Origin of the sequence: Akkermansia muciniphila (assembly GCF_040616545.1) — a bacterium.
GTDB classification, from domain to species: Bacteria; Verrucomicrobiota; Verrucomicrobiia; order Verrucomicrobiales; family Akkermansiaceae; genus Akkermansia; species Akkermansia muciniphila_E.
This window is the reverse complement of the sequence record NZ_CP156688.1, coordinates 1,475,148-1,496,967: the sequence shown is the minus strand read 5'-3', so window position 1 is coordinate 1,496,967 and position 21,820 is coordinate 1,475,148. Positions and strand designations below refer to the sequence as shown.

Below are 21,820 nucleotides of genomic sequence, written 5' to 3'. Positions count from 1 at the left end.
GAATCCGCCCCATTTTACCGGGCCATGAGCCGTTCAATGTCATCGGGCAGCAGGGGCACGTCCCCGAGCAGGTCGATGTTTTCCGTTTCCCCGATCAGGATGTCGTTTTCCAGGCGGATGCCTATGCCTTCTTCCGCAATGTAGATGCCCGGCTCAATGGTAAAGACCATGCCCGGCAGCACCACGGGGTTGGGCTCCCCTACGTCGTGCACGTCCAGCCCCAGGAAGTGGGAGCAGCCGTGCATGTAGTATTTCCGGACGATGGGGGGATCAGACGGTTTCTCCGCCACCTGCGCGGGCGTGATAAGTCCCAGCTTGACGAGTTCCCCGGCGGCAAAGACGCGCACCAGCCGTTCGTATTCCGATTTCAGGATCCCGGGCCTCAGGATGCTTTTAGCGTACGTCATCATGTTCAGCACGCTTTCATACACGGCGCGCTGGCGGGGGGTGAATTTTCCGTTCACGGGAACGGTGCGGGTCATGTCGGAATTGTAGTTGCCGTATTCCGTGCCTATGTCCATGAGCACCAGGTCGCCGTCCTCGCACCGCTTGTCATTCTGGATGTAGTGCAGTACGCAGGTGTCCTTTCCGGAGGCGATGATGGGCAGGAAGGAGAATTTGCGCGGTCCCCGGCTGATGAATTCGTTCGCCAGAAAACCTTCTATCTGCCATTCCCCCACGCCCGGCTTGATGAAGCCGAGGAGCGCGCGGAAGCCTTCATTGGTGATTTCACAGGCTTTTTTGAGCGCCTTGATTTCCTCCGGCTTTTTGATCTGCCGCATGTCGGACAAAAGTTCATAGACGTTTTTCAGGATCGCGTCCGGGAATTTTTCCTTCAGGTCTTTGGTCATGCGGGCATTGCGCGTTTCCACCGGGCAGGTGCAGCGGGGATGCTGGTTGGCTTCCACAAAGACCATCCTGGCGGCCGGAACCAGGTTGTCCAGCAGCGCATCATATTCCTTGGTCCAGCGCACGTTCCGGATGCCGCTCAATTCTCTCGCCTGGTCCTGCGTGAGGCGGGCACCTTCCCAGATGGCGATTTGTTCATTCGTTTCCCGCAGCAGCAGGATTTCATCCCAGCCGTCTTCCCGGATGGTCATGATCAGGACGGTTTCCTCCTGGTCAATTCCGGTGAGGTAAAAGAGGTTGGCATTCTGGTGCAGGGCAAAGGTGCCGTCCGCATTCGTGGGGAATACGTCGTTGGCATGCAGGATCAGCATACTGCCGGCGGGCAGGCGGGAAGCCAGTTCCGCACGATTGCCGGCAAAAAAGGAGGAAGGAAGCGGCTCGTATCTCATACGGACAGCATGCCCCGCTTTTCCATCTTGTCAATCATCCATCCGGACACGGAACGGCCTTCCAGCAGCGCTTGTTAAGTTCTTGCACGCGGGGATTCTTTTGTCCATTCTGGATTTCATGCTCCTCCGCGCAGTTTTTTTCCGCTGCGGCCATCCTTTTTCTGGGGGGTTCCGGAAACAGCCCCTTATCTGGCGCGTGAATTCCGGGATTCCATGCAAAAGGAGGTGCGCCTTCTCATTGACCGCAGAAATGCGCAGCCCGGCAACCACCCCCATTGGGTGCTGAGCGACCGACCGCGCACGCCCGGAGTGAAAATTTCCCTGGCGGTCGTCCATCTGAAGCCCACGGACGTGGGCGGAAAAGTAGCGGCCCTGGGCGTGGGCATCGTTTCTCCCATTCCAGGTATTTCCTTCATCATCAACCATCTCGCTTCCGGAGCCGTAGGAGTTGAGGGCAACATTGCTGCCCTGGACAACGGAACCGCCCTGAAGGAGTTTTACGGACGCAACCGGGACCCCATCAATATTTTCTCCTGCAACAGTTTTGAGGAGTTCGCTTGTGACAAGTACAATCTGGACCGCTTTGCCGCACAGATTGCGGAAATGCCGGCGGAAAACCCGGTAAAGCCCTGATTTTTTCCCTGCCGGAAAAACTCTTGATGACAATCGGGTCATGACTCTAACACCGGGCATCCGGCCCCCGTCTTAACCTGCATGTACGGCGCTATTCCAAAGCTCTTGCTGGCATTGGGAACGGGACTGGTTTTTTCCTGTTCCAGCTCCCAGCACATGCCCACCTCTCCCTTGATTACCCATCCCCTTAAGGCGGATCCCAAGCAGAGCTGTTTTCAAGGCGTCTGGTACAATCCCACGGAACAGTCCATCTGGAATTCCCCGCGCCTGAAGGTATACGTAGCGCCCGTCAATATTGATTATATCAAGGCCAAGTTCCCGAAGGAAGCTCCGGCCCTGGCGGCACAGTTCAGAACAGAGCTCCAGAAAGACATCCAAAGGGTGCTGGAAGAGAGGGCCAAGCAGACCGGAGGAAAAATCAAGTGGCAATTGGTTGACCGCCCCGCCCCGGGAGGCGTGACCCTTTACATCGCCATGGTGAAGCTGAAGCCCACGGACGTGGGCGGCAATGTCCTTTCCGACCTGGTTTCCCTGGCCTCCCCCCTGCCGGGCACTTCCCTGATCCTGGGCAATTTAATGAGCGGAGACGTGGGCATTGAAGGGCGCCTGTCCGACATGCGCACGGGCACCAGCATCATGGAGTTCAAGGCTTACAATACGGACCCCATCACCCTGTTTTCCGTGAAGGAGTTTGAACGCTTCGCCTTTGACCAGCGGAACCTGCGGCTTTTCGCCAGCGGGATTTCCTCCATTTTCAAAGGCGGACCATCCAGCAGCATTCCCAAGACAGGCAACTTTGACCTGGACCCGTTTTAAGCAGTCTTCCCGGCTGATTCCTCCTTGTTCTTCTTCTCCGGATCATAGAAGGTGCATTCCTGAACCGTCTGCCTGGTTTTAAAGGCATAGATCAAGAAAGCCACGCCCACCAGAACGAGGAAGACGGAGAGGAACTGCCCGCGGGTCAGGCCCATGGAGAAGGGGGAATCCGGCTCCCGGTATTCCTCGCAGACGATTCTGCCAATAGCATACAGAATGGCAAAGACGCCGCAGAAGACGCCATTCCAGGCACGCGGGAATTTCACCCGGATGAACCACAGAACCGCAAAAAGAAGCACCCCTTCCGCAAATGCCTCATATAATTGGGAGGGGTAGCGCGCATGGTCCTGCATCATTTCGCTCACAATTTCCTTGATGGCGGGCGTATCCCTCACCCGGTCAACCACCCAGGCGGCGTTCATGTGCTCCGGAACGGCCACCCCGGAAAGGGAAAGCTTGTCTACCAGGCCGGGCGTTTCATAAATGCGGGAGGCCACGCGGACAAACAGGTCCGGATCCTGGGAAAGTTCCGCCGGAAAGATCATTCCCTGCGTGGAGCCGGGGGAGACAATGCGCCCATACAGTTCCCCGTTGATAAAGTTGGCCATGCGGCCAAAGAACAGCCCCACGGGCGCTACAATAGCCAGGCCGTCCAGCAGGGCCACCCATTTGACGCGGTGCTTCCACGCATAATAAAACGTATACAGCCCCACGCCGATCATTCCCCCGTGGCTGGCCATGCCTCCCTCCCATACCCGCAAGGCCATCAATGGGTCAGCCAGAAACTGGGACCAGCCATGATTGGGTATCTGGTAAAAGAGCACGTATCCCAGCCGTCCGCCGATCAGGACGCCGAAGATCGCTACATAGGTGACAAAGTCCGCCAGCTTGTCCTGCGGAACGGGGTACAGCTTCCGGCGGGACAGCCAGGAGAGCAGAAAGTATCCTCCTATGAAGCCCATCAGGTAGGCCAGGCCATACCAGCGCAGGGCGATGGAGTCCGTAACCTGCCAGATGACGGGGTCCAGGTCGTGTACGTAAGCAGTCGGGTTCATGAGCGTTTCTTTCAGGGCAGGTAATGGGTAAGGGCTTCCACGGCTTCATGGTCCAGGGAACGCGCCAGCGCCACCGTCAGTTCCACCGCCGCACGGTAATCCCGCAGGTCCAGCACGCCGTTATGGGCGTGAATGTACCGGGTGGGGATTCCCAGTACAATGCAGGGGACTCCCTTGCCGGAGAGATGAAGGGCGCCCGCATCCGTTCCACCGGAGCGGCGCACCGTTAACTGGAAGGGGATGCCCGCCTTCACCGCCGCTTCCTCCGCCAGGGCGGCCAGCCGCGGGTTGGTGATGGCCGTGGGGTCAAACAACCTGATCTGCACGCCGCCGCCCAGGACTCCCTGGGAGTCCGGCAATGTAAAGCCGGGGGTATCGTCCGCGGGCGGTCCTTCCAGCACGATGACGCAATCCGGGCGCATGGCGGCTCCGGCCGTCCTGGCGCCCCTGGTCCCCACTTCCTCCTGCACCGTAGCGGCCGCAATCAGGGTATTGGGATGCCCCTCCCGGCACAGCGTCTTGAACGCTTCTATCATCACGGAAAGTCCGGCGCGGTTGTCAAAGGCCTTGCCCATGACCCGGAAGGGATTTTCCAGAGAGGTGAATTTTACGTCCGGCACCACGGGGTCACCCAGGTGAATGCCGAATTCATTCCGCGCCTGTTCCGCGCTTTCCGCGCCCACATCCACAAACAGGGCTTCCATGCTCATGACGCTGTTGCGCTGGCCTTCCGGCAGAAAATGGGGAGGCTTGGAACCTATTACCCCCTGAATGCTGCGGCCGGAGCGCGTCTTCACCAAAACACGCTGGCTCAACAGGGTATGCGGCCACCAGCCGCCTATGCCCACCAGTTGCAGAAAGCCGTTCCCGGTAATATTCTGCACCAGGAAGCCAATCTCATCCATGTGGGCGGCCAGCATCACGCGGGGGCCGGAATCACCATTGGTGCAGAAGAGGCACCCGGAACCGTCGGTGGAAAATTCCCCGCATCCCGCCAGCTCCCCCGCCACAAGGTTCCGCACTTCATCCTCATGCCCTGAAATGCCATGGGCCTCTGAAAACTTTTCCAGCAGCTCCGAATCAATCGCCATGGGCCGAGCATGTGAAAACACCCCTTCCAGGTCAAGCCCGCAGCCATGCCGCATGATTTTTTCTTGACTGTACCGGGAGAAGCCCCGGACCGCGCCGCACCCGTTCCGGGGAAAGAAACAAGAGATTTTTGCTAGCCACAGTTCGGTTTTTGGTGTAACTAATCAGGGAATCGAATTGTGCTATGAAATCCATCCTTAACACTATCACGGCCATGCTGGCTGCGGTGCTTTTCATTCCTGTGGCATCGGCGCAAACCACCAGCAACCCCAGAATGCAGGTGAAGGTCACACTGGAGAAGCTGTCCCTGTACATGCGCCAGTCCCCCAACGTCATGACCCAGGACGATCCCCGGCCCCTGCCCAAGCCGAAGAGATGGGCGGATTTTGAGATACCCTTCAAGGTGGACGCCGCACCCGCGCCCAAGTCCGGCTACATCGACTCCCTGACGTTTAAATTTTATATTGCCGTGGTCAATCCGGACCGCGCCCGCCAGTACCTGAAACTTTACAAGGAAGTCAAGTACGTCAACGTTCCCGTAGGGGAAGCCACATATGCCTCCGTCTACCTGTCCCCCTCTTCCGTCAAGCGCATTACCGGTTCCGAAGGCGGCAGGGGCAAATGGGTGAAGTACCAGGGCGTGGTGGTGGAATACAACGGCAAAATAGTCGCCACCTACTCCTCTGAACGCGGCAAGATGGAAAAATGGTGGACCATCCAGTCCCCCAGCATCGTGGAAACCTCCTATTATCCCCTGCTGAACAAGGATGAAACGCCCTTCTCCGTGTACTGGTATGACCGCTATCCGGAAATCATGCGGCCCAACAGTACGCAGCCGGCTTCCAGCCCGGCTCCCGCCCCGTTCGGAGCTCCCGCGGAAACCCCGGCGGCGGACGGCGAGTAACGCCTTTCAACATTATTCACCTTTCATTTTTATTTAACAGAAATCACCCATGGCTAATTCACGACAAATCGTCGCATTAAACGTAGGTTCCCAGAGAGTATCCATGGGCGTCTTTTCCAAGACCTCCAAGGACGCCCTCATTCTGGACCGCTATGCTACGCGCCTCGTAGTGCTGGACCCGTCAGCGGAAGGCTTGCGCCTGACGAAAATAGGGGAGGCGATCGCCGACCTCGTCCAGGAACTCAATGTCAAAGGCAGCGTCGCCAACTATTCCGTTTCCGGTCAATCCGTATTCATCCGCTTCGTCAAGCTTCCGGCCCTGGATGATACGGATGTGGAACAGCTCATCCGCTTTGAAGCCCAGCAGCACGTCCCCTTCCCGCTGGATGAAGTGGTGTGGGACTACCACCTTCTCCCGGCCAAGGGCCTGGAACGTGAAGCCGTCCTGGTGGCCATCAAGGCGGAAGACCTGGACACCCTTAATGATGAAATCGTCTCCCACGGACTTTCCACCGGCAAGGTGGACTGCGCGCTGACTTCCCTGTACAACGCTTATGTGGACAGCTACCCGGAAGAAACGGAGCCGGTAATGCTCATCGACATAGGCGCCAAGTCCACGGACCTCATTTACAGTGAACAGGGCCGCTTCTTCACCCGCAGCATTTCCGCAGGCGGCATTTTCGTCACGTCCTCCATCGCCCGTGAATTCAACGTCCCCTTCATGGAGGCGGAACGCCTGAAGACCACCAGCGGCCTCGTTTCCATGAGCAATGGGCAGACGGAGGGGCTGGACCCCGCCACGGCCAACCTGGCTACCGTCATCCGCACGGCCATGACCCGGCTCGCGTCTGAAATCCAGCGCACCACCAACCATTACCGCGCCCAGATGAACGGAAGCGCGCCCGTCAAGGCCTACCTGTGCGGCGGCGGCGCATCCCTGCCCTACACCAAGGAATTCCTGGAAGACAAGCTCGGCATTCCCATCTCCTTCTTCAACCCCATGCACAACGTGGGCGTGGGCTCCGGCGTGGATGTCAACACCATTTCCCGTGAAGCCTTCATCCTGGGCGGCCTGATCGGCACCGCCGTCAACGCCATCGGCAGGGCTTCCCTCAACATTGACCTGGAACCCACGGCAATTGCCAAAAAGCGGGCCAACCAGAAAAAGATGCCCGCCATTATCGCAGGGGTCGCCATCGCCGTCATCGGCGCCGCGGCCTATGCCGTGACGGGATACATGGGCGTCAAGAAGGCGGAGGAAACCCTGGCAAACGTCCAGCCCACCGTCACTTCCATCAAGTCGGAACAATCCGCCCTGCGCCAGAAGGAGCAAGAGCTGAAAAAGCTGGACTCCACCCTGGCTGCCTACCAGCAGCTCACGCTCCAGCGTTACGGTTATGCGGATATTATCAAGCACCTGCTGGAACAGTCGGAACACAAGGACTATCCCTACTGGTTCACGGATTTTGAACCGCTGGCGCACTTCAACCCGGAGGATACCACCCAGATCACGGGCTATTCCGTCATCAAGGACTCCTTCACGTCTGACAAGAACACGTCCCTGGTGGATGACATCAGGACGGAAGCCGCCGCAAATGCCGCCAACGATGACGAGCAAACCGTCTACAGCGTTAACGCCCTGCGCCTGACCGGCTTTGTCCGTCGCAGCCTGGGCGGCCAAAGAATCGTCCAGGACCTCCAGGCAAAGATAGACGGGAACAAGGACTCCCTGTTCACCTTCAGGCACGGAGACGTCAAGCTGGAAGCCCGCCAGATCATGGAACTGGGCGCCAAGGACGCCAAGATAGACGCGGCGGCCGGGCCCTTTGTTCCCTTCAAGCTGGTGCTTCCGTTGAAAACGCCCATTCCCGTGCATTTTAACAAATAAGATTACCCAACCCGAACAAGACACATTTTATGAGCAATTGGATTACAGACAACAAGCCCGCCGCCATGGTAGCGGGCGTGGGGCTTCTCTTATTCGTGGGGTTATCCGTGACGGGATACATGGTCAATTCCAAACGCAGTGAGCTGGACAAGAAAATCAGCATCGCCTCCAAGGAAATCAAGTCCGCCAACGCGGCTGAAATCACGCCAAGCCGCACGTCAAACAACGAGCTGGAAAAGGAATTGAACCGCTATGCCAAGGCAGTCGCCAATCTGGAAACGGCCTACAAGCCCTTCCTGGCTACCTCCGCGCTGGTTCCCACCACGCCCACCGCGTTCCAGAATGAATTGAAAACGTTCAGGGACGCCCTGATCGCGGCCTGCAAGAAAAAGAACATCCAGATTACGGATACCTCCTCCTGGCTCGGCTTCCAGGTTTACAGCACCCAGGCCCCCAGCGTGCAGGCAGCCTCCACGCTGGGCTTTGAATTAAAAGCGGTCAACAGCCTCGCCAACAAGCTGACGGATTGCGGACTGACCAAGTTCATCAAGGTGTACCGCCCCCAGCTTCCCATTGAAAACCCGGCGAACAACCCGGAAGAGGAAGCTGAGGAGCCCAACCAGGCTCCCTGGTCCCCCATGCCGCTGGAAATCGCCTTCCAGGGTGACCGGGAAAGCGTGCTGAAGGCCATGAACGCCATTACGGACTCCCAGGAGTACCTTTTTACGGTCAACTCCATCAGAATCCGCAATGAACGGATGATGCCCCCCCCCATTGCCGGACCGGCGGCGCCCAAGCCTGCCGCGGCACAGCCTGCGGCGGGAGCGGCGGACCTGAGGCCGGCGGATGAAGCGGCAGCCCAAGCCGCGGCTCCGGCCATCCAGCAAGTCATCAAGCCTTACATGGGCAAGGAGCAGATCTTTGTCCAGGTCTCCCTGAACCTGGTCCACTTCAACCAGCCCAAGGCGCAGGAACCGTCTGAAGATTAATTACGGCAACCAACCGCAGCAAATACTTTCAACATGTCTGAAAAACAAAACTACGACAAAATCCTGCTGGCTTCCGGCATCGTGCTGGGCCTGGGGGTAGCCGCCTACGGTACGCTGACCCTTCTGGGACTGAATGACAAGTACAAGTTCACCACGCAGGTTTCAGAAAAGACGATTGAACCGCCCGCCGGCATTAAAAAGGCCGTGGAGGTCAATCAGGAGCTTTCCGCCTCCCATGAGCTCAAGCCCATTGCACAGGAAACCCAGCAATACGTGGGCTTTGTAGCGCCCAGTCTCTGGATCAAGGAGGGGGGGATGGAGCCCTTTGACATCGTCTCCGGTCCACCCATCCACGGCAATATTCCGAATAAATGGTTCCTGGACAACGGCCTGGAAAATGAATTCGTTTATTCGGACGTCCTCACCCGCGACCCTGACAACGACGGGTTCACGGTGCAGGAAGAATATGAGGCCAAGACTCTTCCCAATGACCCCAACAGCCACCCGCCCCTTGTCAACAAGCTCTTTGTAGATGAAATCAAGCAGTTCGGCTTCTTCCTGGGCTTCACGCAGGCAGACGGCAATGATTTTACTTTCAAGGGATTAAACCGCGCCAGACAGGAGCTCTGGAAAAACGTCGTCCAGGTTAATGGCCAGTTCGGCACCCGGAAAAACACGAAAGACAAGCCCAGGTTTGAGCTTGTCAGCGTCACCAACAAGGAATTCAAGAATCCCAGCCTGGACATGGTGGAAACGGATGAGGAAGCCGTTGTCAAAGACCTGAAGCCGACCAAAAACGGCCAGACCTACACCATCAGGCGCGGCACAAAATACGTCATTCCAATCATTGATAAGAAAGCAAACCTTACTATCGCCGCCGGCCCCGAGAGGGACACCAGCTTCGAAGTGGAAGAAGGAGCCGACTTCCAGATTCCGGGAGACACCAAACAGACCTACACGCTGAAAACCGTTGATAATGCTACGCAGACCGTAACCATTGCCAACAAAACAACTGGAGAACAAACAACACTGAGCAAGAAAAAATAGACCCGGATTTAAACTTTTCTGAAAAAAAAGCTTCACAAATCCGAAAAACATGTAAAAAGAAGAACCTAACTATGGACCACGCACCACTTTATCAACCGAAGCGTTCTCTGATCGCGCTGATGGCCATTGCTGCCTCCTGCCCGTTTGCGCAGGCTGGTGATGGCGGCGCCGTCGGAACCTCCAGTGCTTATGGCTCGTCCTACGCCGGACCGGGGAGTTACTACCAGTCCGATGCAGCGCGCCAAGCCATGGCACGCCGTGAAGCGCAGACCCAGGAAGCCATGCAGCTCCTTGCAGAAGGCCGCAACCTGTACCGCGAAGGCAAGTACAAGGAAGCCCTGGACAAATTCAATGCCGCTTACAACATGCTGCCCGCTGCGCCGATCAATGACCAGCGCAAGGAAGCCATTGCCAACAACATTGGCGACGCCAGCATCGCCGTTGCTCAGGAATACATCAAAGTGGGCCGCTATGACGAAGCTGAGAAGCTTCTTCAGGACGCCATCAAGCTTAATCCCCGGGACGTCAAGCTTGCCAAGCAGACGCTCGAATACATGAAGGACCCGATTCGCACGAATCCGGCGCTCACCCCCGAGCACGTCAAGAACGTGGAAAAGGTGAACACCCTCCTTCACATGGCCTATGGTTACTATGACCTCGGCGACTACGACAAAGCCATCGCCGAATTCAACAAGGTTCTCGTTATTGACCCGTACAACGTGGCGGCCCGCCGCGGACAGGAAACGGTCAACCGCCGCAGGATGGCCTATTACGCCGCCGCCTATGACGAAACCCGCAGCACCATGCTTGCGGAAGTGGACAAGATGTGGGAACGCCCCATTCCGATGGAAGCTCCGACCGGACCCGACGGCCTGGACAACACCCCGATGACCGACGTCAACGGCGCCACCGCCAACCTGATGAAGCTCAAGAGCATCATCATCCCCTCCGTCTCCTTTGAAGACACCACCGTGGAAGACGCCATCGACTACCTGCGCAAGAAGTCCATTGAACTGGACCGCACCGTAGGCCCGAACGGCGAACGCGGCATCAACTTTGTCATCAATGACGCCCAGCCCGCAGCCGTTTCCCCCGCAGCTCCCGCTGCTGAGGACCCCGGCTTCGGCGAAGAATCCACGGAAATTACGGAAGTTGCTCCGGCAGCCGCTCCGCAGGAAAGCATCCGCACCCGTAAGATCGGCCAGCTCAAGCTGACCAACGTTCCCATGCTGGAAGTGCTGCGCTTCATCTGCCGTAACGCGGGTCTGCGCCAGAAGGTGGAAGACTATGCAGTCACCATCCTTCCCGCCGGCGGCAATGACGTGGACCTCTACCAGCGCACCTTCTCCGTGCCTCCGGGCTTCCAGTCCTCCCTCCGCAACACCGTTGGCGACAGCGACGGCGGCGGCACTGAAGATCCCTTCGGCGGTGGCGGTGAAAGCTCCTCCGGCCTCAAGCCCATGCCCTCCATCCGCAGCCTGCTGCAAAAGAGCGGCATCAGCTTCCCGGAAGGCGCCACGGCATTCCTCGTCAACGGCAACTCCTCCCTGGTCGTCCGCAATACCTCCGGCAACCTGGACCTCATCGAAGGCCTCATTGAAAACACCCGCGGCGAATCCCAGCAGGTGCGCATCATGACCAAGTTTGTGGAAGTGACCCAGGAAAACACGGAAGAACTCGGCTTTGACTGGATCGTCACCCCGTTCTCCGTCAGCAATGACCGCAGCACCTTCCTGGGCGGCGGCACGAACTACGGCACCGGCCTCATCCCGGACGACTTCACCCAGTCCCCCGGCGGCGTGAGCGGCTGGCCCGTGAACAACAACAGCTCCAACACGGACGGCAACGGCCTCATCAACGGCCTCGCTACCGGCGGCAACCGCACGGGCGACTATGCCATCTCCAAGAACTCCGTGGACAACCTGCTGAACAGCACCAACCGTTCTGAAGCCACCAAGAAGAACCCGGCTCCCGGCATCATGTCCCTCACGGGCATTTATGACGAAGGCGCCTTCCAGATGCTGATGCGCGGCCTGTCCCAGAAGAAGGGTTCCGACGTTCTCACCGCTCCCAGCGTAACCGCCAAGTCCGGTGAAACCGCCAAGATTGAAATCATCCGCGAATTCTGGTACCCCACCGAATACGAACCCCCGGAACTTCCCAACAACGTGAGCAGCTGGGGCGGCGGCAACTACAACAACCGGAACAACGTTCTGGATGACCTTGTAGGCACCGAAAACCCGGCCCAGGTCACCAGCTTCCCCGTCACTCCCGCCACTCCCGGCGTGTTTGAAATGAAGCCCGTTGGCGTGACCCTGGAAGTTGTGCCCACCATTGGTGACAACAAGTACATCATTGACCTCAACTTCAAGCCCAGCATCGTGGAATTTGAAGGCTTCGTGAACTACGGCAGCCCGATCCAGTCCACCGGCGTTGGTTCCGACGGCAAGCCGATGTCCCTGACTCTGACGGAAAACCGCATTGAGCAGCCCATCTTCTCCAAGCGTTCCGTTGAAACGTCCCTGTTCATCTACGACGGCCACACCGTGGCAATCGGTGGTTTGATCACGGAAAACGTGCAGACGGTGGAAGACAAGGTGCCGATCTTCGGTGACCTGCCTCTCATCGGACGCTTCTTCCGCAGCAACTCTGACAACCATATCAAGAAGAACCTGATGATCTTCGTGACGGGTCAGATCATTGATGCCACCGGCCAGCCCGTACGCGGCAACGCCCTTCCCACCACGGCAAACGCCGCGGCACCGGAAAGCGCCCTGCCTGCATCCGAAGGCCTGCTGCCCCCCATGTAGGCGGCCTGCATAACGTCCATATTGGAGCGGGTGAAAGGGTGAACCTTTCACCCGCTCTTTTTGTCCCATACATACGCATTTTCCCTCTCTGCATGAAAACCCTGATCGTGACCGGCGGGATAGCCACCGGAAAATCCACCGCCATTCGCCTGCTGATGGAGGCGGGAGGACCGCGCCTGCGCCTGTTTGACTGTGATGCGGAGGCAGGCAGGCTGCTGGACGGCGGCTGGCTGAAAGAAAGCCTTTCCGCCGCCTTCGGTCCCGCCAGCGTGGATGCCGCCGGACGGGCGGACAGGGGCTTCCTGCGGGAGCTCGTGTTCCGGAACCCGGAAAGCCGCCGGAGGCTGGAGGGAATCATTCATCCCCTGCTGCACCAAGAATGTCTTGCGCAAATGGAGGCGGCGCGTCAGAATGCGGCGGTAGACGGGTTCGTCATTGACGTGCCGCTGTTTTTTGAAACATCGGCATGCTACCGCCAGGACGCCGTATGCGTGGTAGCCGTTTCCCGGGAAACGCAGAAAACCCGCCTGGCTCTCAGGAACGGATTCCGCGAGGATATGATTGAAGCCATTCTGGCGGCCCAGCGTCCTATCATGGAAAAAGTGGCCGCGGCCGATTTCGTTATCTGGAATGAAGGGCCCCCGCCCCTGCTGCGCCGGCAAATCCAAAGACTTCACCAACATTTTTTTCATGACTGAAGAACTCGACAACAAGTCCCTTCCCTCCGGAGAGGACGCACAGGCCGTTCCCCCCAAGGCTCTTCCGTCCCCGGAAGAGGTTTCCGCGGAACAAACCGCCCCTGCTCCGGAACAGGATGCAGAGGCGTCGGCCTGCGCCCCGGCAGCCCAGGATCAGGCCCAGGAATCCGCCGCTCCCGTTCTGGAGCAGATTGACATCAATGAACTGCGTGAACGCCCGCTGAATGACCTTCAGGAGATGGCGGAAGGCCTCCCCATCCGGAACGCGGCCTCCCTCACCAAGTCCCAGTTGATTTTTGAACTGGGGAAACAGCTTCTGGCCAAGGGCCATGAAGTGGTCGTCTCCGGCGTCATGGAACAGGCCAAGGATAACTACGCCATGCTGAGGGACCCCGTCAAAAGCTTCCGCACCTCCCCGGATGACATTTACCTGGGCGGCAACCTCATCAAGCCCATGCGCCTGCGCGTGGGCCAGCAGGTCAAGGTCAGGCTGCGCAAGCTGCGGCCTCATGACAAGTACCTTTCCGCCTCCGCCGTCATCAGCGTGGAAGGCATCCCCGCGGAGGACTACCGGGCAGGCGCCGATTTTGAACGCCTCACCCCCCTGTTCCCGAAGGAACGCCTTCTTCTGGAAAACAAGGAGGTCAATTCCGGTGCCATGCGCGTGCTGGACCTCATGACCCCCTTCGGCAAGGGCCAGCGCGGCCTGATCGTGGCCCCGCCGCGCGGCGGGAAAACCGTTCTGCTGAAAACCATCGCCCGCTCCATCAAGGCCAACTACCCGGATGTGGAGCTGATTGTGCTGCTGCTGGACGAACGCCCGGAAGAAGTGACGGATTTTGAAGAAACCGTGGACGCTCCGGTTTACGCCTCCACCTTTGACGAGCCTTCCCGCCGCCACGCCCAGGTTTCCGACCTCGTAATTGAACGGGCCAAGCGCCTGGTGGAGATGGGCAAGGACGTGGTCATCCTGCTGGATTCCCTGACGCGCCTGGCCCGCGGCTACAATGCCAACCAGACGGGCGGCCGCATCATGTCCGGCGGCCTGGGCTCCAACGCGCTAGAAAAACCGCGCAAGTTCTTTTCCGCCGCGCGCAACGTGGAGGAAGGCGGCAGCCTGACCATCATCGCCACATGCCTGGTGGATACGGAGTCCAGAATGGATGAAGTGATTTTTGAAGAATTCAAGGGAACGGGCAACCTGGAAATCCGCCTGGACCGGGAACTTTCCGAACGGCGCATTTATCCGGCCATCTCCCTTTCCCAGAGCGGCACGCGCAATGACGACAGGCTGTACAATGAACAGGAGTTCGTGAAGATCATGCAGCTCCGCCGCCAGCTCGCCATGAAGCCGGGATGGGAAGGCCTCCAGGCCCTCCTGCAAAATATCTCCAAGACGCAGAACAATGCGGAACTTCTGCTGACGGGGCTGCGATAGAGATTACTGTCTTTTCCGTTTTCACGCCTCCGTTCCCCTGCCGGGGGGCGGGGGCTTTTTGATGGGAGCATGCGCCGTTATTCATGGCTGGCGCGGCGGGATGATGGGGATGATGGGGATGATGGGGATGATGGGGATGATGGGGATGATGGGGATGATGGGGATGATGGGGATGATGGGGATGATGGCCTCCGGGGCGGAGAAAGGGCGGAGGTATTTTTCCGTTACACGCCCAGCTTCACCCGGAAAATGCGCATGGAGTTGCCCACCGCAAGGAGGCACACGCCCACGTCCGCCATGACGGCGCCCCACATTCCGGCCAGTCCCAGAATGCCCAGCACCATCACCAGAAACTTGATGCCCAGAATCAGAATGATGTTTTGCACAATGATGCGCTCCGTCGCCCGTGACAGAAGCATTCCCTGCGGAACGGCCACGGGATCACCCTTCATCACTACCATATCAGCCGCCTGGAGGGCCGTATCAGACCCCACGCCGCCCATGGCTATACCGATGTCCGCGGCAGCCAGGGAAGGAGCGTCATTCATGCCGTCCCCCACAAAGGCAAGCACCCCCGTTTCCGGTTTCAACCGCCGTACATGCTCCAGCTTGTCCGCCGGCATCAGCCCGCTGAAAACTTCGTCCAGGCCCAGCATGCGCCCCACCTCCGGCCCGGCGGAAGAGGAGTCCCCCGTCAGCATCACCAGGTTGGAGACGCCCAATTCCCTCAGTTCCCGCACAGCCTGCTCCGCCCCCGGCTTGATCCGGTCGGACAGGCGCAGCCGTCCCAGCAGAACGCCGTTCAGAGCCACGTAAATGGTCACGCCCCGGTCTTCAACATCTCCGGTGCTGATTCCGGCCTCCTGAAGAAAAGCCTTTTTCCCCACCAGTACGGCCTTTCCCTCCACCCGGGCGGAAACGCCGCCTCCGGTCACTTCCACCAGCTCCGCCACGCGGTCCGGGAACAGGCGGCCTTCATACGCTTTCACGATGGAGCGCCCCAGCGGGTGGGAAGCGGAGCTTTCCGCATGCGCCGCCCAGTACAGCAGGTTTTCCGGGGTGATCCCGTCACAGGGGAGCACTTCATCCACGGTAAAAACACCTTCCGTCAAGGTTCCTGTTTTATCAAACACCACCGTTTTCACCTTCCGCAGGGCATCCAGGTAATTGCTTCCTTTCAGCAGAATCCCCTGCCGCGCCGCCCTTCCTATCCCGGCAAAGAAGCCCAGGGGGATGGACAGCACCAGCGCGCAGGGGCAGGAGATCACCAGCAGCACCAGCGCGCGGAACAGGCCGTCAGACCAGCTTCCGCCCGTCACGAAGGGATAAAGCAGGAACACCAGCACGGCAATGGAGATCACCAGCGGCGTGTAGATGCGCGAGAACCGGGCCAGCCTTCCCTCCAGCGGGGATTTGCGCCCGGACGCGGCTTCCACCAGCTCCTGGACCCTCGCTAGGGCGGAATGCCGCCAGTCCCGCTCCGTACGAACCTCCAGCACGCCCTGGCCGTTGATGTAGCCCGCCAGCACGGAACTTCCGGCCCCGGTCTCCACCGGCAGGGATTCCCCCGTCATGGCGGAGGTGTCCAGCACGGAATTCCCGCCCGTCACCACGCCGTCCAGAGGAACGCGCTCACCGGGGCGCACCTCAATCAGGGTTCCGGGCCGCACCTCCGCAGGAGGAACGTCACGGATTTCCCCACCCTCTTTCACATGGACAAACTCGGGCCTCAGATTCATCAGTTCACTCACGGACCGGCGGGAACTGCCCACTGCGCGCTCCTGAAGGTATTCCCCCACACGGTAGAAAAGCATCACGCCCACGGCCTCGGAATAATCCCCCAGGAACATCGCGCCCAGGGAGGCAATGCTCATCAGGAAATTTTCATCCATGGCACGGCCGTGCCTCAGTCCCAGAAAAGCCGCCTTCAATACATCCCAGCCTATCAGCAGGTAGGCGCCCGCGTAGGCGGCCCTGCCGCTCCAGGAGCCGCCCCCCAGCACCAGGGCGGCGATGAAAAGGGAAATGCCCAGCACGGCGGGAACCGGCCTGATGGCGTCTCCGGAGCCGCAGCAGCTTCCGGAACAGCACCCTCCGGCGCAGCAGGAAGCCCCTTCTGAAAAATGTTCGTGGGAATGTTCCGTACTCATGACTTGTTCCGCTTGTACGCCTGCCGCCCCGCGATGGCAAGCCCTATGTTAGCCCAATCTAACAAAGAACCCTTGATGTTCCCTGTTTTTTAAAACGTTCCAGAATCCCCAGCCCCATAAGTTCATCCATCGCCATGGCTCCGGCTCCCAGCAGGCCCGCTTCAGCGCCAAACCGGGCGGGCAGGATGTTCAGATCCTCCATCAGCAGGGGGAACAACTGCTCCCTGAGGTTCTTCAGCAGGGGCTTCATCAGCAAGTCTCCGGCCTTGGCCACGCCGCCGCCAATGATGAAGGCCTCCGGAACCAGGATATACATCAGGTTCATGATCAGGCAGGCAAGCATTTCCGCCGTGTCCTCCCACAATTGGAGTGCTACGGGACACCCCGCGCGGGCGGCTTCATCCAGATGCCTGGGCGTGCATTCGTTCACGGTTTTGACGATTCCGGCCCCGGCATACCTCTTGACCGCTTCCGCCGCCAGTTCGTTGTTGCCGATGTATTCTTCTATAGCCCCCCGGTTGCCGAACGGTCCGGTCTTGCCCTGATAATGGATGCTCGTCTGGCCCAGCTCCCCGGAGGAAAGCCGCTTTCCGCGCACAATGCGGTCATTCACCACAATGCCGCCGCCAATGCCCGTTCCCATGGTCAGGCACACCAGGCTGGACATGCCGCGCCCGGCGCCCAGCTTCCATTCCGCATACGCCATGCAGTTGGCGTCATTGTCCAGCACCACGGGCAGTCCCAGCGCCTGCTCCATCAGCTCCTTCACCGGAACTTCATGGTCCCATACCCGTACATTGGTGAGCTGGTAAAGCACGCCCCGGCGGTAGTCGCACCACCCCGGCATCCCCATGCCCATCACGCAGGCGGTCGGGAATTGCTCGCGCAAGGTGAGCGCCGCCGCAACCATGGCGTCAATGATCGCCTGGGGACTCTCGAACATGGCGGTGGGGATGCGGTCCGCCGTCGCCAGGATGCGGTCCCCCGCCGTCACGCCCATTTTAATGCTGGTTCCGCCAAAGTCCACGGCCAGCGCGCAGGGTTCTGAAAAGCTCATGGTTCATACTTATGCCACGCATCTCCTGGAATCAACGCAAAAACGCATTCACCCCCATTTCTTTTCGCGGCATGCCCTACTTCTTGTATAATTTACAATAAATATCCTCCAGAAAGGGCTTGCCACAGGCGCGCCGTCCGGTCCATGATAACCGGCGTGATGATGGAAATGCCCGGTTCTGACGAGTGGTTCATGCGCCAAGCCATGAAGGAGTCCAGAAAAGCCCTGGTGAAGGGGGAAGTGCCCATCGGGGCCATTGTGGTGAAGGACGGCCGCGTGATCGGCCGGGGATGGAACCAGGTGGAGACCCTCAAGGACGCCACGGCCCACGCGGAGATGATCGCCCTGACGGCGGCCCAGGAGGCGCTGGGGGACTGGCGGCTGGAAGGCTGCACCCTGTACGTCACCAAGGAACCGTGCCCCATGTGCGCGGGGGCCATCGTCCATTGCCGTCCGGACCGCGTGGTGTTCGGCTGTCCGGACGCCAAAACCGGAGCCGCGGGCGGCTGGATCAACCTGCTGGATTCCAACCCGCCCCTCAACCACAAGTGCGAGGTGCGCCCCGGCGTGCTGGGGGATGAATGCCTGCACCACCTCCAGGAATTTTTCCGGGCGGCGCGGCTGGCGGCCAGGGAACGGAAGAAGCTGTCTGCGGACTCCTCCGCAGCCCCGGATGAAAACGGGGAGGACAGTCCCGAATAAAACACTTTGCATTTGCCAAAGCGGCGGAGTCACGGCAAGCTAGCGGAGCTATGGAACGCCGGAACGACAATGAGACTGCGGAAGGGATGGAACGTAAGCCGTCCTGGATCAAGGTGCGCCTGCCCAACGGCCGGGAATTCTGGGACGTCAAGCAGCTTGTGGAAGGCAAGAACCTCTTCACCGTCTGTGAAGAAGCCCACTGCCCCAACCGCTATGAGTGCTGGAACCAGGGCACGGCCACGTTCATGATTGCCGGGGAACGGTGCACGCGCGCCTGCGGATTCTGCGCCACCCGCACAGCCAGGCCTGATCCTCTGGACCCGGAGGAACCCCGGCACGTGGCGGAAGCCGTCGTGCACATGAAGCTGCGCCACGCCGTCATCACCATGGTCACCCGTGACGACCTTCCGGACGGGGCCGCCGCCCATTTCGCCCAGGTAATCCGGGCCATTAGAAAAGCCAGCCCCTCCACCATCATTGAAGTGCTGGCCTCTGACCTGAATGAAAAGCCCTCCTCCATCCAGACGCTGATGGCGGCGCGGCCGCACATCTTCGGCCATAATCTGGAAACGGTGGAGCGCCTTACGCCCATGGTGCGCTTCCGCGCCCAGTACAGGCGTTCCCTGCGCGTCCTCCGGATGGCGTTGGATTGCGTGGACGGCAAGGTGTCCACCAAGAGCGGCATCATGCTGGGCCTGGGGGAAACGGAAGACGAGCTTTTCCGGTCCATGGACGACTTGCTGGAGCACGGCGTCTCCGTGCTGACCCTGGGGCAGTACCTGCGCCCCTCCCGCAAGCACCTGCCGGTGGTCAAGTACATCCACCCGGACGACTTTGCCCGGTATGAGGAAATCGCGCGCGCCAAGGGCTTCAGGCACGTGGCGTCCGGCCCGCTGGTCCGCAGCTCCTACCACGCCGCCAATTTCACCCCGGAAGCGGACGTTCTGGAAGCCATTAATGAGGACCTGAGAAAGGCCGGCGAACTTTAGAATAAATCTTGATTTATTGCCCTTCACCCTTTACCATGCAGGCAATTCCACGTCATTGAGAATCTCATGAGCAAAACACGTTCCTTCTTTACGGCCGGTGCCATCCTGTGCGGCACGGTCATCGTGACGGCGGCAGTCGCGCCCCTGTTCCTTCCGGACCAGAATATCAAGCCCCTGACGCCCTCCCAGGCGGCGGAAATCACCGCACAGACCATGAACTCCAAGTGTGCGGACTGCCACAAGCCCGGCACCCACATTTCCCAACTGGTGAACACCCTTTCCGGCGGCCTGCTGGCGCGCCACATCCGGGACGGCCAGCGCAGCTACAATATGGATGAAGCGCCCACCGCCGTGACCCTTTCCAAGCTGGAACACGTGCTCCAGATCAATTCCATGCCCCCCACTTCCTACACCATGGTGCACTGGGGCAGCACGCTCACCCTCCGGGAGAAGGCCGCCATGCTGCAATGGATCAAGGATGAACGCCTGAAGATCTTCGGCGACATGGTGGGCAAAGAATACGCCATCACCGCCATCACTCCCATCCCGGACAGCCTCCCCACGGACCCGGCCAAGGTGGCCCTGGGCGACAAGCTGTTCCATGACGTGCGCCTTTCCACGGACAATACCGTTTCCTGCGCCACCTGCCACTCTCTGGAGAAGGGCGGCACGGACAATCTGGCCACCTCCACCGGCGTACGCGGGCAGAAGGGCGGCATCAACGCCCCCACCGTATTTAACGCCGCCTTCCACACCAAGCAGTTCTGGGACGGACGCGCCGCCAATCTCCAGGAACAGGCGGGCGGCCCCCCCCTGAACCCGGTGGAAATGGGTTACGAACACCCGGACGACTGGAACCAGATCGCCGCCAAGCTGAACCAGGACACCGCCTTTGCAGCGGAATTCAAGAAAGTCTATCCCCAGGGCTTCACCGGAGAAACCATCACTAACGCCATTGCGGAGTATGAAAAAACCCTCATCACGCCGAACAGCCCGTTTGACCGTTATCTGAAGGGTGATGAAAACGCCATCAGCGACAACGCCAAGAAGGGCTACAGGCTCTTCCTCAAGCTCGGCTGCCAGACCTGCCACACCGGCCCCGCCATGGGCGGCCAGTCCTTTGAATACGCCGACCTCAAGGGCGACTTCTTTGCCGGACGCGCCAAGACCAATGACGACAACGGCCTGATGAACTTCTCCAAGAAGGAGTCAGACAAGCACAGGTTCCGCGTTCCCACCCTCCGCAACGTGGAGCTTACCTGGCCGTACATGCATGACGCCTCCGCCCGGACGCTGGAGGAAGCCATCACCAAGATGTACCATTACCAGCTTGGCTATGACAAGCTGGACAAGAAGGAAGTGAGCCTCCTGGTAGCCTTCCTGAAAACCCTGACCGGGGAATACAAGGGCAAGCCCGTCCGGGGCGAAGTCTGCCCCGCTTCCTGAAGTCGGATCATCATCCTCTTTTCTCCCAGCCGCGCCATGAATTCCCATGGCGCGGCTTTTTTAGCATTCCCGTTTCCGGCCCAGCGGAAGGAATGGCCGGAAAACACCTCTTCCCGGCCCGGAACCTTTGCGTCATACTTAGATTAAACTAATGTATAATTTTTTCATGGTGAATGAATACCATGGAAATTAAAAACACAGCCGCATAATATCATTGACTTGTTAGTTTGTTAAAACTAACTTTCTCACGGATTTGATTCATACACACACCATGCCACTCTCCATGCTCAACATCGGCGACATCCGCCAGATTAACAAAATTCATGGCAGGGATGAAACCCGGCGCTTTCTGGAAAGCCTGGGCTTCGTTTCCGGCAGTACGGTTTCCATCATTTCTGAAAATGGCGGAAACTTCATCGTCAATGTCAAGGGGTCCCGGATCGCGCTCAGCAAGGCGCTTGCCTGCAAAATATTCGTGGCCTGAACCTTTTCATTCAACATCACCAATCTATGACCAAACACCGTACATTAAGAGACGCCCTGATCGGGGAGACCGTCACCGTCGGCAAGCTGGCGGGGGAAGGCCCGGTCAGAAGGCGCATCATGGACATGGGAGTCACCAAGGGAACGCAGATCTTTATCCGCAAGGTCGCGCCCCTGGGAGACCCCATTGAAGTCACTGTCCGCGGCTACGAACTCTCCATCCGCAAGTCGGAGGCCGAGAATATCCATATCCACTGATTCCGCCTTTATTACCGCACGTTTCCTGACCTGACAGCAAGACGGCGCATCCCATACATCAAGACAAGGA

19 protein-coding genes are annotated in these 21,820 nt (G+C 59.2%); 14 read left to right on the top strand and 5 right to left on the bottom strand.

Annotation, left to right across the window (positions count from 1 at the left end; genetic code table 11):
• Positions 1-14: 14 nt before the first annotated feature.
• The gene (locus ABGM91_RS06145) at positions 15-1,298 is read right to left on the bottom strand and encodes an aminopeptidase P N-terminal domain-containing protein (protein WP_354834711.1); all 1,284 of its coding nucleotides are present in this window, start codon (positions 1,296-1,298) and stop codon (positions 15-17) included.
• 213 nt (positions 1,299-1,511) lie between these two features.
• On the opposite strand from ABGM91_RS06145, the gene ABGM91_RS06140 reads away from it, so the two are divergent.
• Together ABGM91_RS06140 and ABGM91_RS06135 are read left to right on the top strand one after the other, a co-directional pair.
• Entirely contained in the window at positions 1,512-1,931 is a 420-nt protein-coding gene (locus tag ABGM91_RS06140; protein ID WP_354834708.1) for a hypothetical protein, read from the top strand.
• Between the two features lie 156 nt (positions 1,932-2,087).
• Positions 2,088-2,747 (top strand): hypothetical protein, encoded by a 660-nt coding sequence (locus ABGM91_RS06135; protein ID WP_354834705.1) that lies wholly within the window; start codon positions 2,088-2,090, stop codon positions 2,745-2,747.
• On the opposite strand, the gene lgt is transcribed toward ABGM91_RS06135, so the two are convergent.
• Together lgt and ABGM91_RS06125 are read right to left on the bottom strand one after the other, a co-directional pair.
• The gene (lgt, locus tag ABGM91_RS06130) at positions 2,744-3,802 is read right to left on the bottom strand and encodes a prolipoprotein diacylglyceryl transferase (protein ID WP_215427570.1); all 1,059 of its coding nucleotides are present in this window, start codon (positions 3,800-3,802) and stop codon (positions 2,744-2,746) included. The genes ABGM91_RS06135 and lgt overlap by 4 nt on opposite strands.
• 11 nt (positions 3,803-3,813) lie before the next feature.
• The gene (locus tag ABGM91_RS06125) at positions 3,814-4,893 is read right to left on the bottom strand and encodes a M42 family metallopeptidase (RefSeq protein WP_354834702.1); all 1,080 of its coding nucleotides are present in this window, start codon (positions 4,891-4,893) and stop codon (positions 3,814-3,816) included.
• 182 nt (positions 4,894-5,075) lie between these two features.
• Between ABGM91_RS06125 and ABGM91_RS06120 the strand changes: the two genes are divergently transcribed.
• From ABGM91_RS06120 to rho, 7 genes are all read left to right on the top strand, one after another.
• A complete protein-coding gene (locus tag ABGM91_RS06120; RefSeq protein ID WP_215427575.1) occupies positions 5,076-5,795 on the top strand; it encodes an Amuc_1102 family pilus-like protein in 720 nt (239 codons plus the stop codon).
• A gap of 49 nt (positions 5,796-5,844) precedes the next feature.
• Positions 5,845-7,683, top strand: a complete 1,839-nt coding sequence (locus ABGM91_RS06115) for an Amuc_1101 family PilM-like pilus complex protein (RefSeq protein WP_354834699.1) — start codon at positions 5,845-5,847, stop codon at positions 7,681-7,683.
• Between the two features lie 29 nt (positions 7,684-7,712).
• Positions 7,713-8,672 (top strand): Amuc_1100 family pilus-like protein, encoded by a 960-nt coding sequence (locus ABGM91_RS06110; RefSeq protein WP_354834696.1) that lies wholly within the window; start codon positions 7,713-7,715, stop codon positions 8,670-8,672.
• 33 nt (positions 8,673-8,705) lie between these two features.
• Positions 8,706-9,719, top strand: a complete 1,014-nt coding sequence (locus ABGM91_RS06105) for an Amuc_1099 family pilus-like system protein (RefSeq protein WP_215427581.1) — start codon at positions 8,706-8,708, stop codon at positions 9,717-9,719.
• A 71-nt stretch (positions 9,720-9,790) separates the two neighbouring features.
• A complete protein-coding gene (locus tag ABGM91_RS06100) occupies positions 9,791-12,529 on the top strand; it encodes an Amuc_1098 family type IV pilus outer membrane protein (RefSeq protein WP_354834692.1) in 2,739 nt (912 codons plus the stop codon).
• A gap of 92 nt (positions 12,530-12,621) precedes the next feature.
• Entirely contained in the window at positions 12,622-13,227 is a 606-nt protein-coding gene (gene coaE / locus ABGM91_RS06095; protein ID WP_215427585.1) for a dephospho-CoA kinase, read from the top strand.
• The gene (rho, locus tag ABGM91_RS06090; protein WP_354834688.1) at positions 13,220-14,665 is read left to right on the top strand and encodes a transcription termination factor Rho; all 1,446 of its coding nucleotides are present in this window, start codon (positions 13,220-13,222) and stop codon (positions 14,663-14,665) included. The genes coaE and rho overlap by 8 nt, the downstream gene beginning before the upstream one ends.
• A gap of 224 nt (positions 14,666-14,889) precedes the next feature.
• Here rho and ABGM91_RS06085 read toward each other — a convergent pair whose 3' ends face one another.
• Both ABGM91_RS06085 and ABGM91_RS06080 read right to left on the bottom strand, forming a co-directional pair.
• Positions 14,890-16,815 carry a heavy metal translocating P-type ATPase gene (locus ABGM91_RS06085; RefSeq protein WP_354834685.1) on the bottom strand — a complete coding sequence of 642 codons (1,926 nt, stop codon included), beginning with the start codon at positions 16,813-16,815 and terminating at the stop codon, positions 14,890-14,892.
• A gap of 58 nt (positions 16,816-16,873) precedes the next feature.
• Complete coding sequence (locus ABGM91_RS06080) at positions 16,874-17,872, bottom strand: ROK family protein (protein ID WP_354834682.1); 999 nt, start codon at positions 17,870-17,872, stop codon at positions 16,874-16,876.
• 159 nt (positions 17,873-18,031) lie between these two features.
• Here ABGM91_RS06080 and tadA point away from each other — a divergent pair, with 159 nt between their 5' ends.
• From tadA to ABGM91_RS06055, 5 genes are all read left to right on the top strand, one after another.
• Positions 18,032-18,574, top strand: a complete 543-nt coding sequence (tadA, locus tag ABGM91_RS06075) for a tRNA adenosine(34) deaminase TadA (protein WP_354834679.1) — start codon at positions 18,032-18,034, stop codon at positions 18,572-18,574.
• Between the two features lie 50 nt (positions 18,575-18,624).
• On the top strand, positions 18,625-19,563 hold the full coding sequence (gene lipA / locus ABGM91_RS06070) for a lipoyl synthase (RefSeq protein WP_354834676.1): 939 nt from the start codon (positions 18,625-18,627) through the stop codon (positions 19,561-19,563).
• A 66-nt stretch (positions 19,564-19,629) separates the two neighbouring features.
• Positions 19,630-21,009, top strand: a complete 1,380-nt coding sequence (locus ABGM91_RS06065; RefSeq protein ID WP_354834673.1) for a cytochrome c peroxidase — start codon at positions 19,630-19,632, stop codon at positions 21,007-21,009.
• A gap of 271 nt (positions 21,010-21,280) precedes the next feature.
• Positions 21,281-21,493: a FeoA family protein gene (locus tag ABGM91_RS06060; protein WP_354834670.1), complete on the top strand. Its 213-nt coding sequence runs from the start codon at positions 21,281-21,283 to the stop codon at positions 21,491-21,493.
• A gap of 26 nt (positions 21,494-21,519) precedes the next feature.
• Positions 21,520-21,750, top strand: a complete 231-nt coding sequence (locus ABGM91_RS06055; RefSeq protein ID WP_012420130.1) for a ferrous iron transport protein A — start codon at positions 21,520-21,522, stop codon at positions 21,748-21,750.
• Positions 21,751-21,820 lie beyond the last annotated feature (70 nt).

Coding starts and splice junctions, on each gene's coding strand:
- ABGM91_RS06145 (WP_354834711.1), bottom strand. CDS start 1,298: ATGAGATACGAGCCGCTTCCTTCCTCCTTTTTTGCCGGCAATCGTGCG.
- ABGM91_RS06140 (WP_354834708.1), top strand. CDS start 1,512: ATGCAAAAGGAGGTGCGCCTTCTCATTGACCGCAGAAATGCGCAGCCC.
- ABGM91_RS06135 (WP_354834705.1), top strand. CDS start 2,088: ATGCCCACCTCTCCCTTGATTACCCATCCCCTTAAGGCGGATCCCAAG.
- lgt (WP_215427570.1), bottom strand. CDS start 3,802: ATGAACCCGACTGCTTACGTACACGACCTGGACCCCGTCATCTGGCAG.
- ABGM91_RS06125 (WP_354834702.1), bottom strand. CDS start 4,893: ATGGCGATTGATTCGGAGCTGCTGGAAAAGTTTTCAGAGGCCCATGGC.
- ABGM91_RS06120 (WP_215427575.1), top strand. CDS start 5,076: ATGAAATCCATCCTTAACACTATCACGGCCATGCTGGCTGCGGTGCTT.
- ABGM91_RS06115 (WP_354834699.1), top strand. CDS start 5,845: ATGGCTAATTCACGACAAATCGTCGCATTAAACGTAGGTTCCCAGAGA.
- ABGM91_RS06110 (WP_354834696.1), top strand. CDS start 7,713: ATGAGCAATTGGATTACAGACAACAAGCCCGCCGCCATGGTAGCGGGC.
- ABGM91_RS06105 (WP_215427581.1), top strand. CDS start 8,706: ATGTCTGAAAAACAAAACTACGACAAAATCCTGCTGGCTTCCGGCATC.
- ABGM91_RS06100 (WP_354834692.1), top strand. CDS start 9,791: ATGGACCACGCACCACTTTATCAACCGAAGCGTTCTCTGATCGCGCTG.
- coaE (WP_215427585.1), top strand. CDS start 12,622: ATGAAAACCCTGATCGTGACCGGCGGGATAGCCACCGGAAAATCCACC.
- rho (WP_354834688.1), top strand. CDS start 13,220: ATGACTGAAGAACTCGACAACAAGTCCCTTCCCTCCGGAGAGGACGCA.
- ABGM91_RS06085 (WP_354834685.1), bottom strand. CDS start 16,815: ATGAGTACGGAACATTCCCACGAACATTTTTCAGAAGGGGCTTCCTGC.
- ABGM91_RS06080 (WP_354834682.1), bottom strand. CDS start 17,872: ATGAGCTTTTCAGAACCCTGCGCGCTGGCCGTGGACTTTGGCGGAACC.
- tadA (WP_354834679.1), top strand. CDS start 18,032: ATGATGGAAATGCCCGGTTCTGACGAGTGGTTCATGCGCCAAGCCATG.
- lipA (WP_354834676.1), top strand. CDS start 18,625: ATGGAACGCCGGAACGACAATGAGACTGCGGAAGGGATGGAACGTAAG.
- ABGM91_RS06065 (WP_354834673.1), top strand. CDS start 19,630: ATGAGCAAAACACGTTCCTTCTTTACGGCCGGTGCCATCCTGTGCGGC.
- ABGM91_RS06060 (WP_354834670.1), top strand. CDS start 21,281: ATGCCACTCTCCATGCTCAACATCGGCGACATCCGCCAGATTAACAAA.
- ABGM91_RS06055 (WP_012420130.1), top strand. CDS start 21,520: ATGACCAAACACCGTACATTAAGAGACGCCCTGATCGGGGAGACCGTC.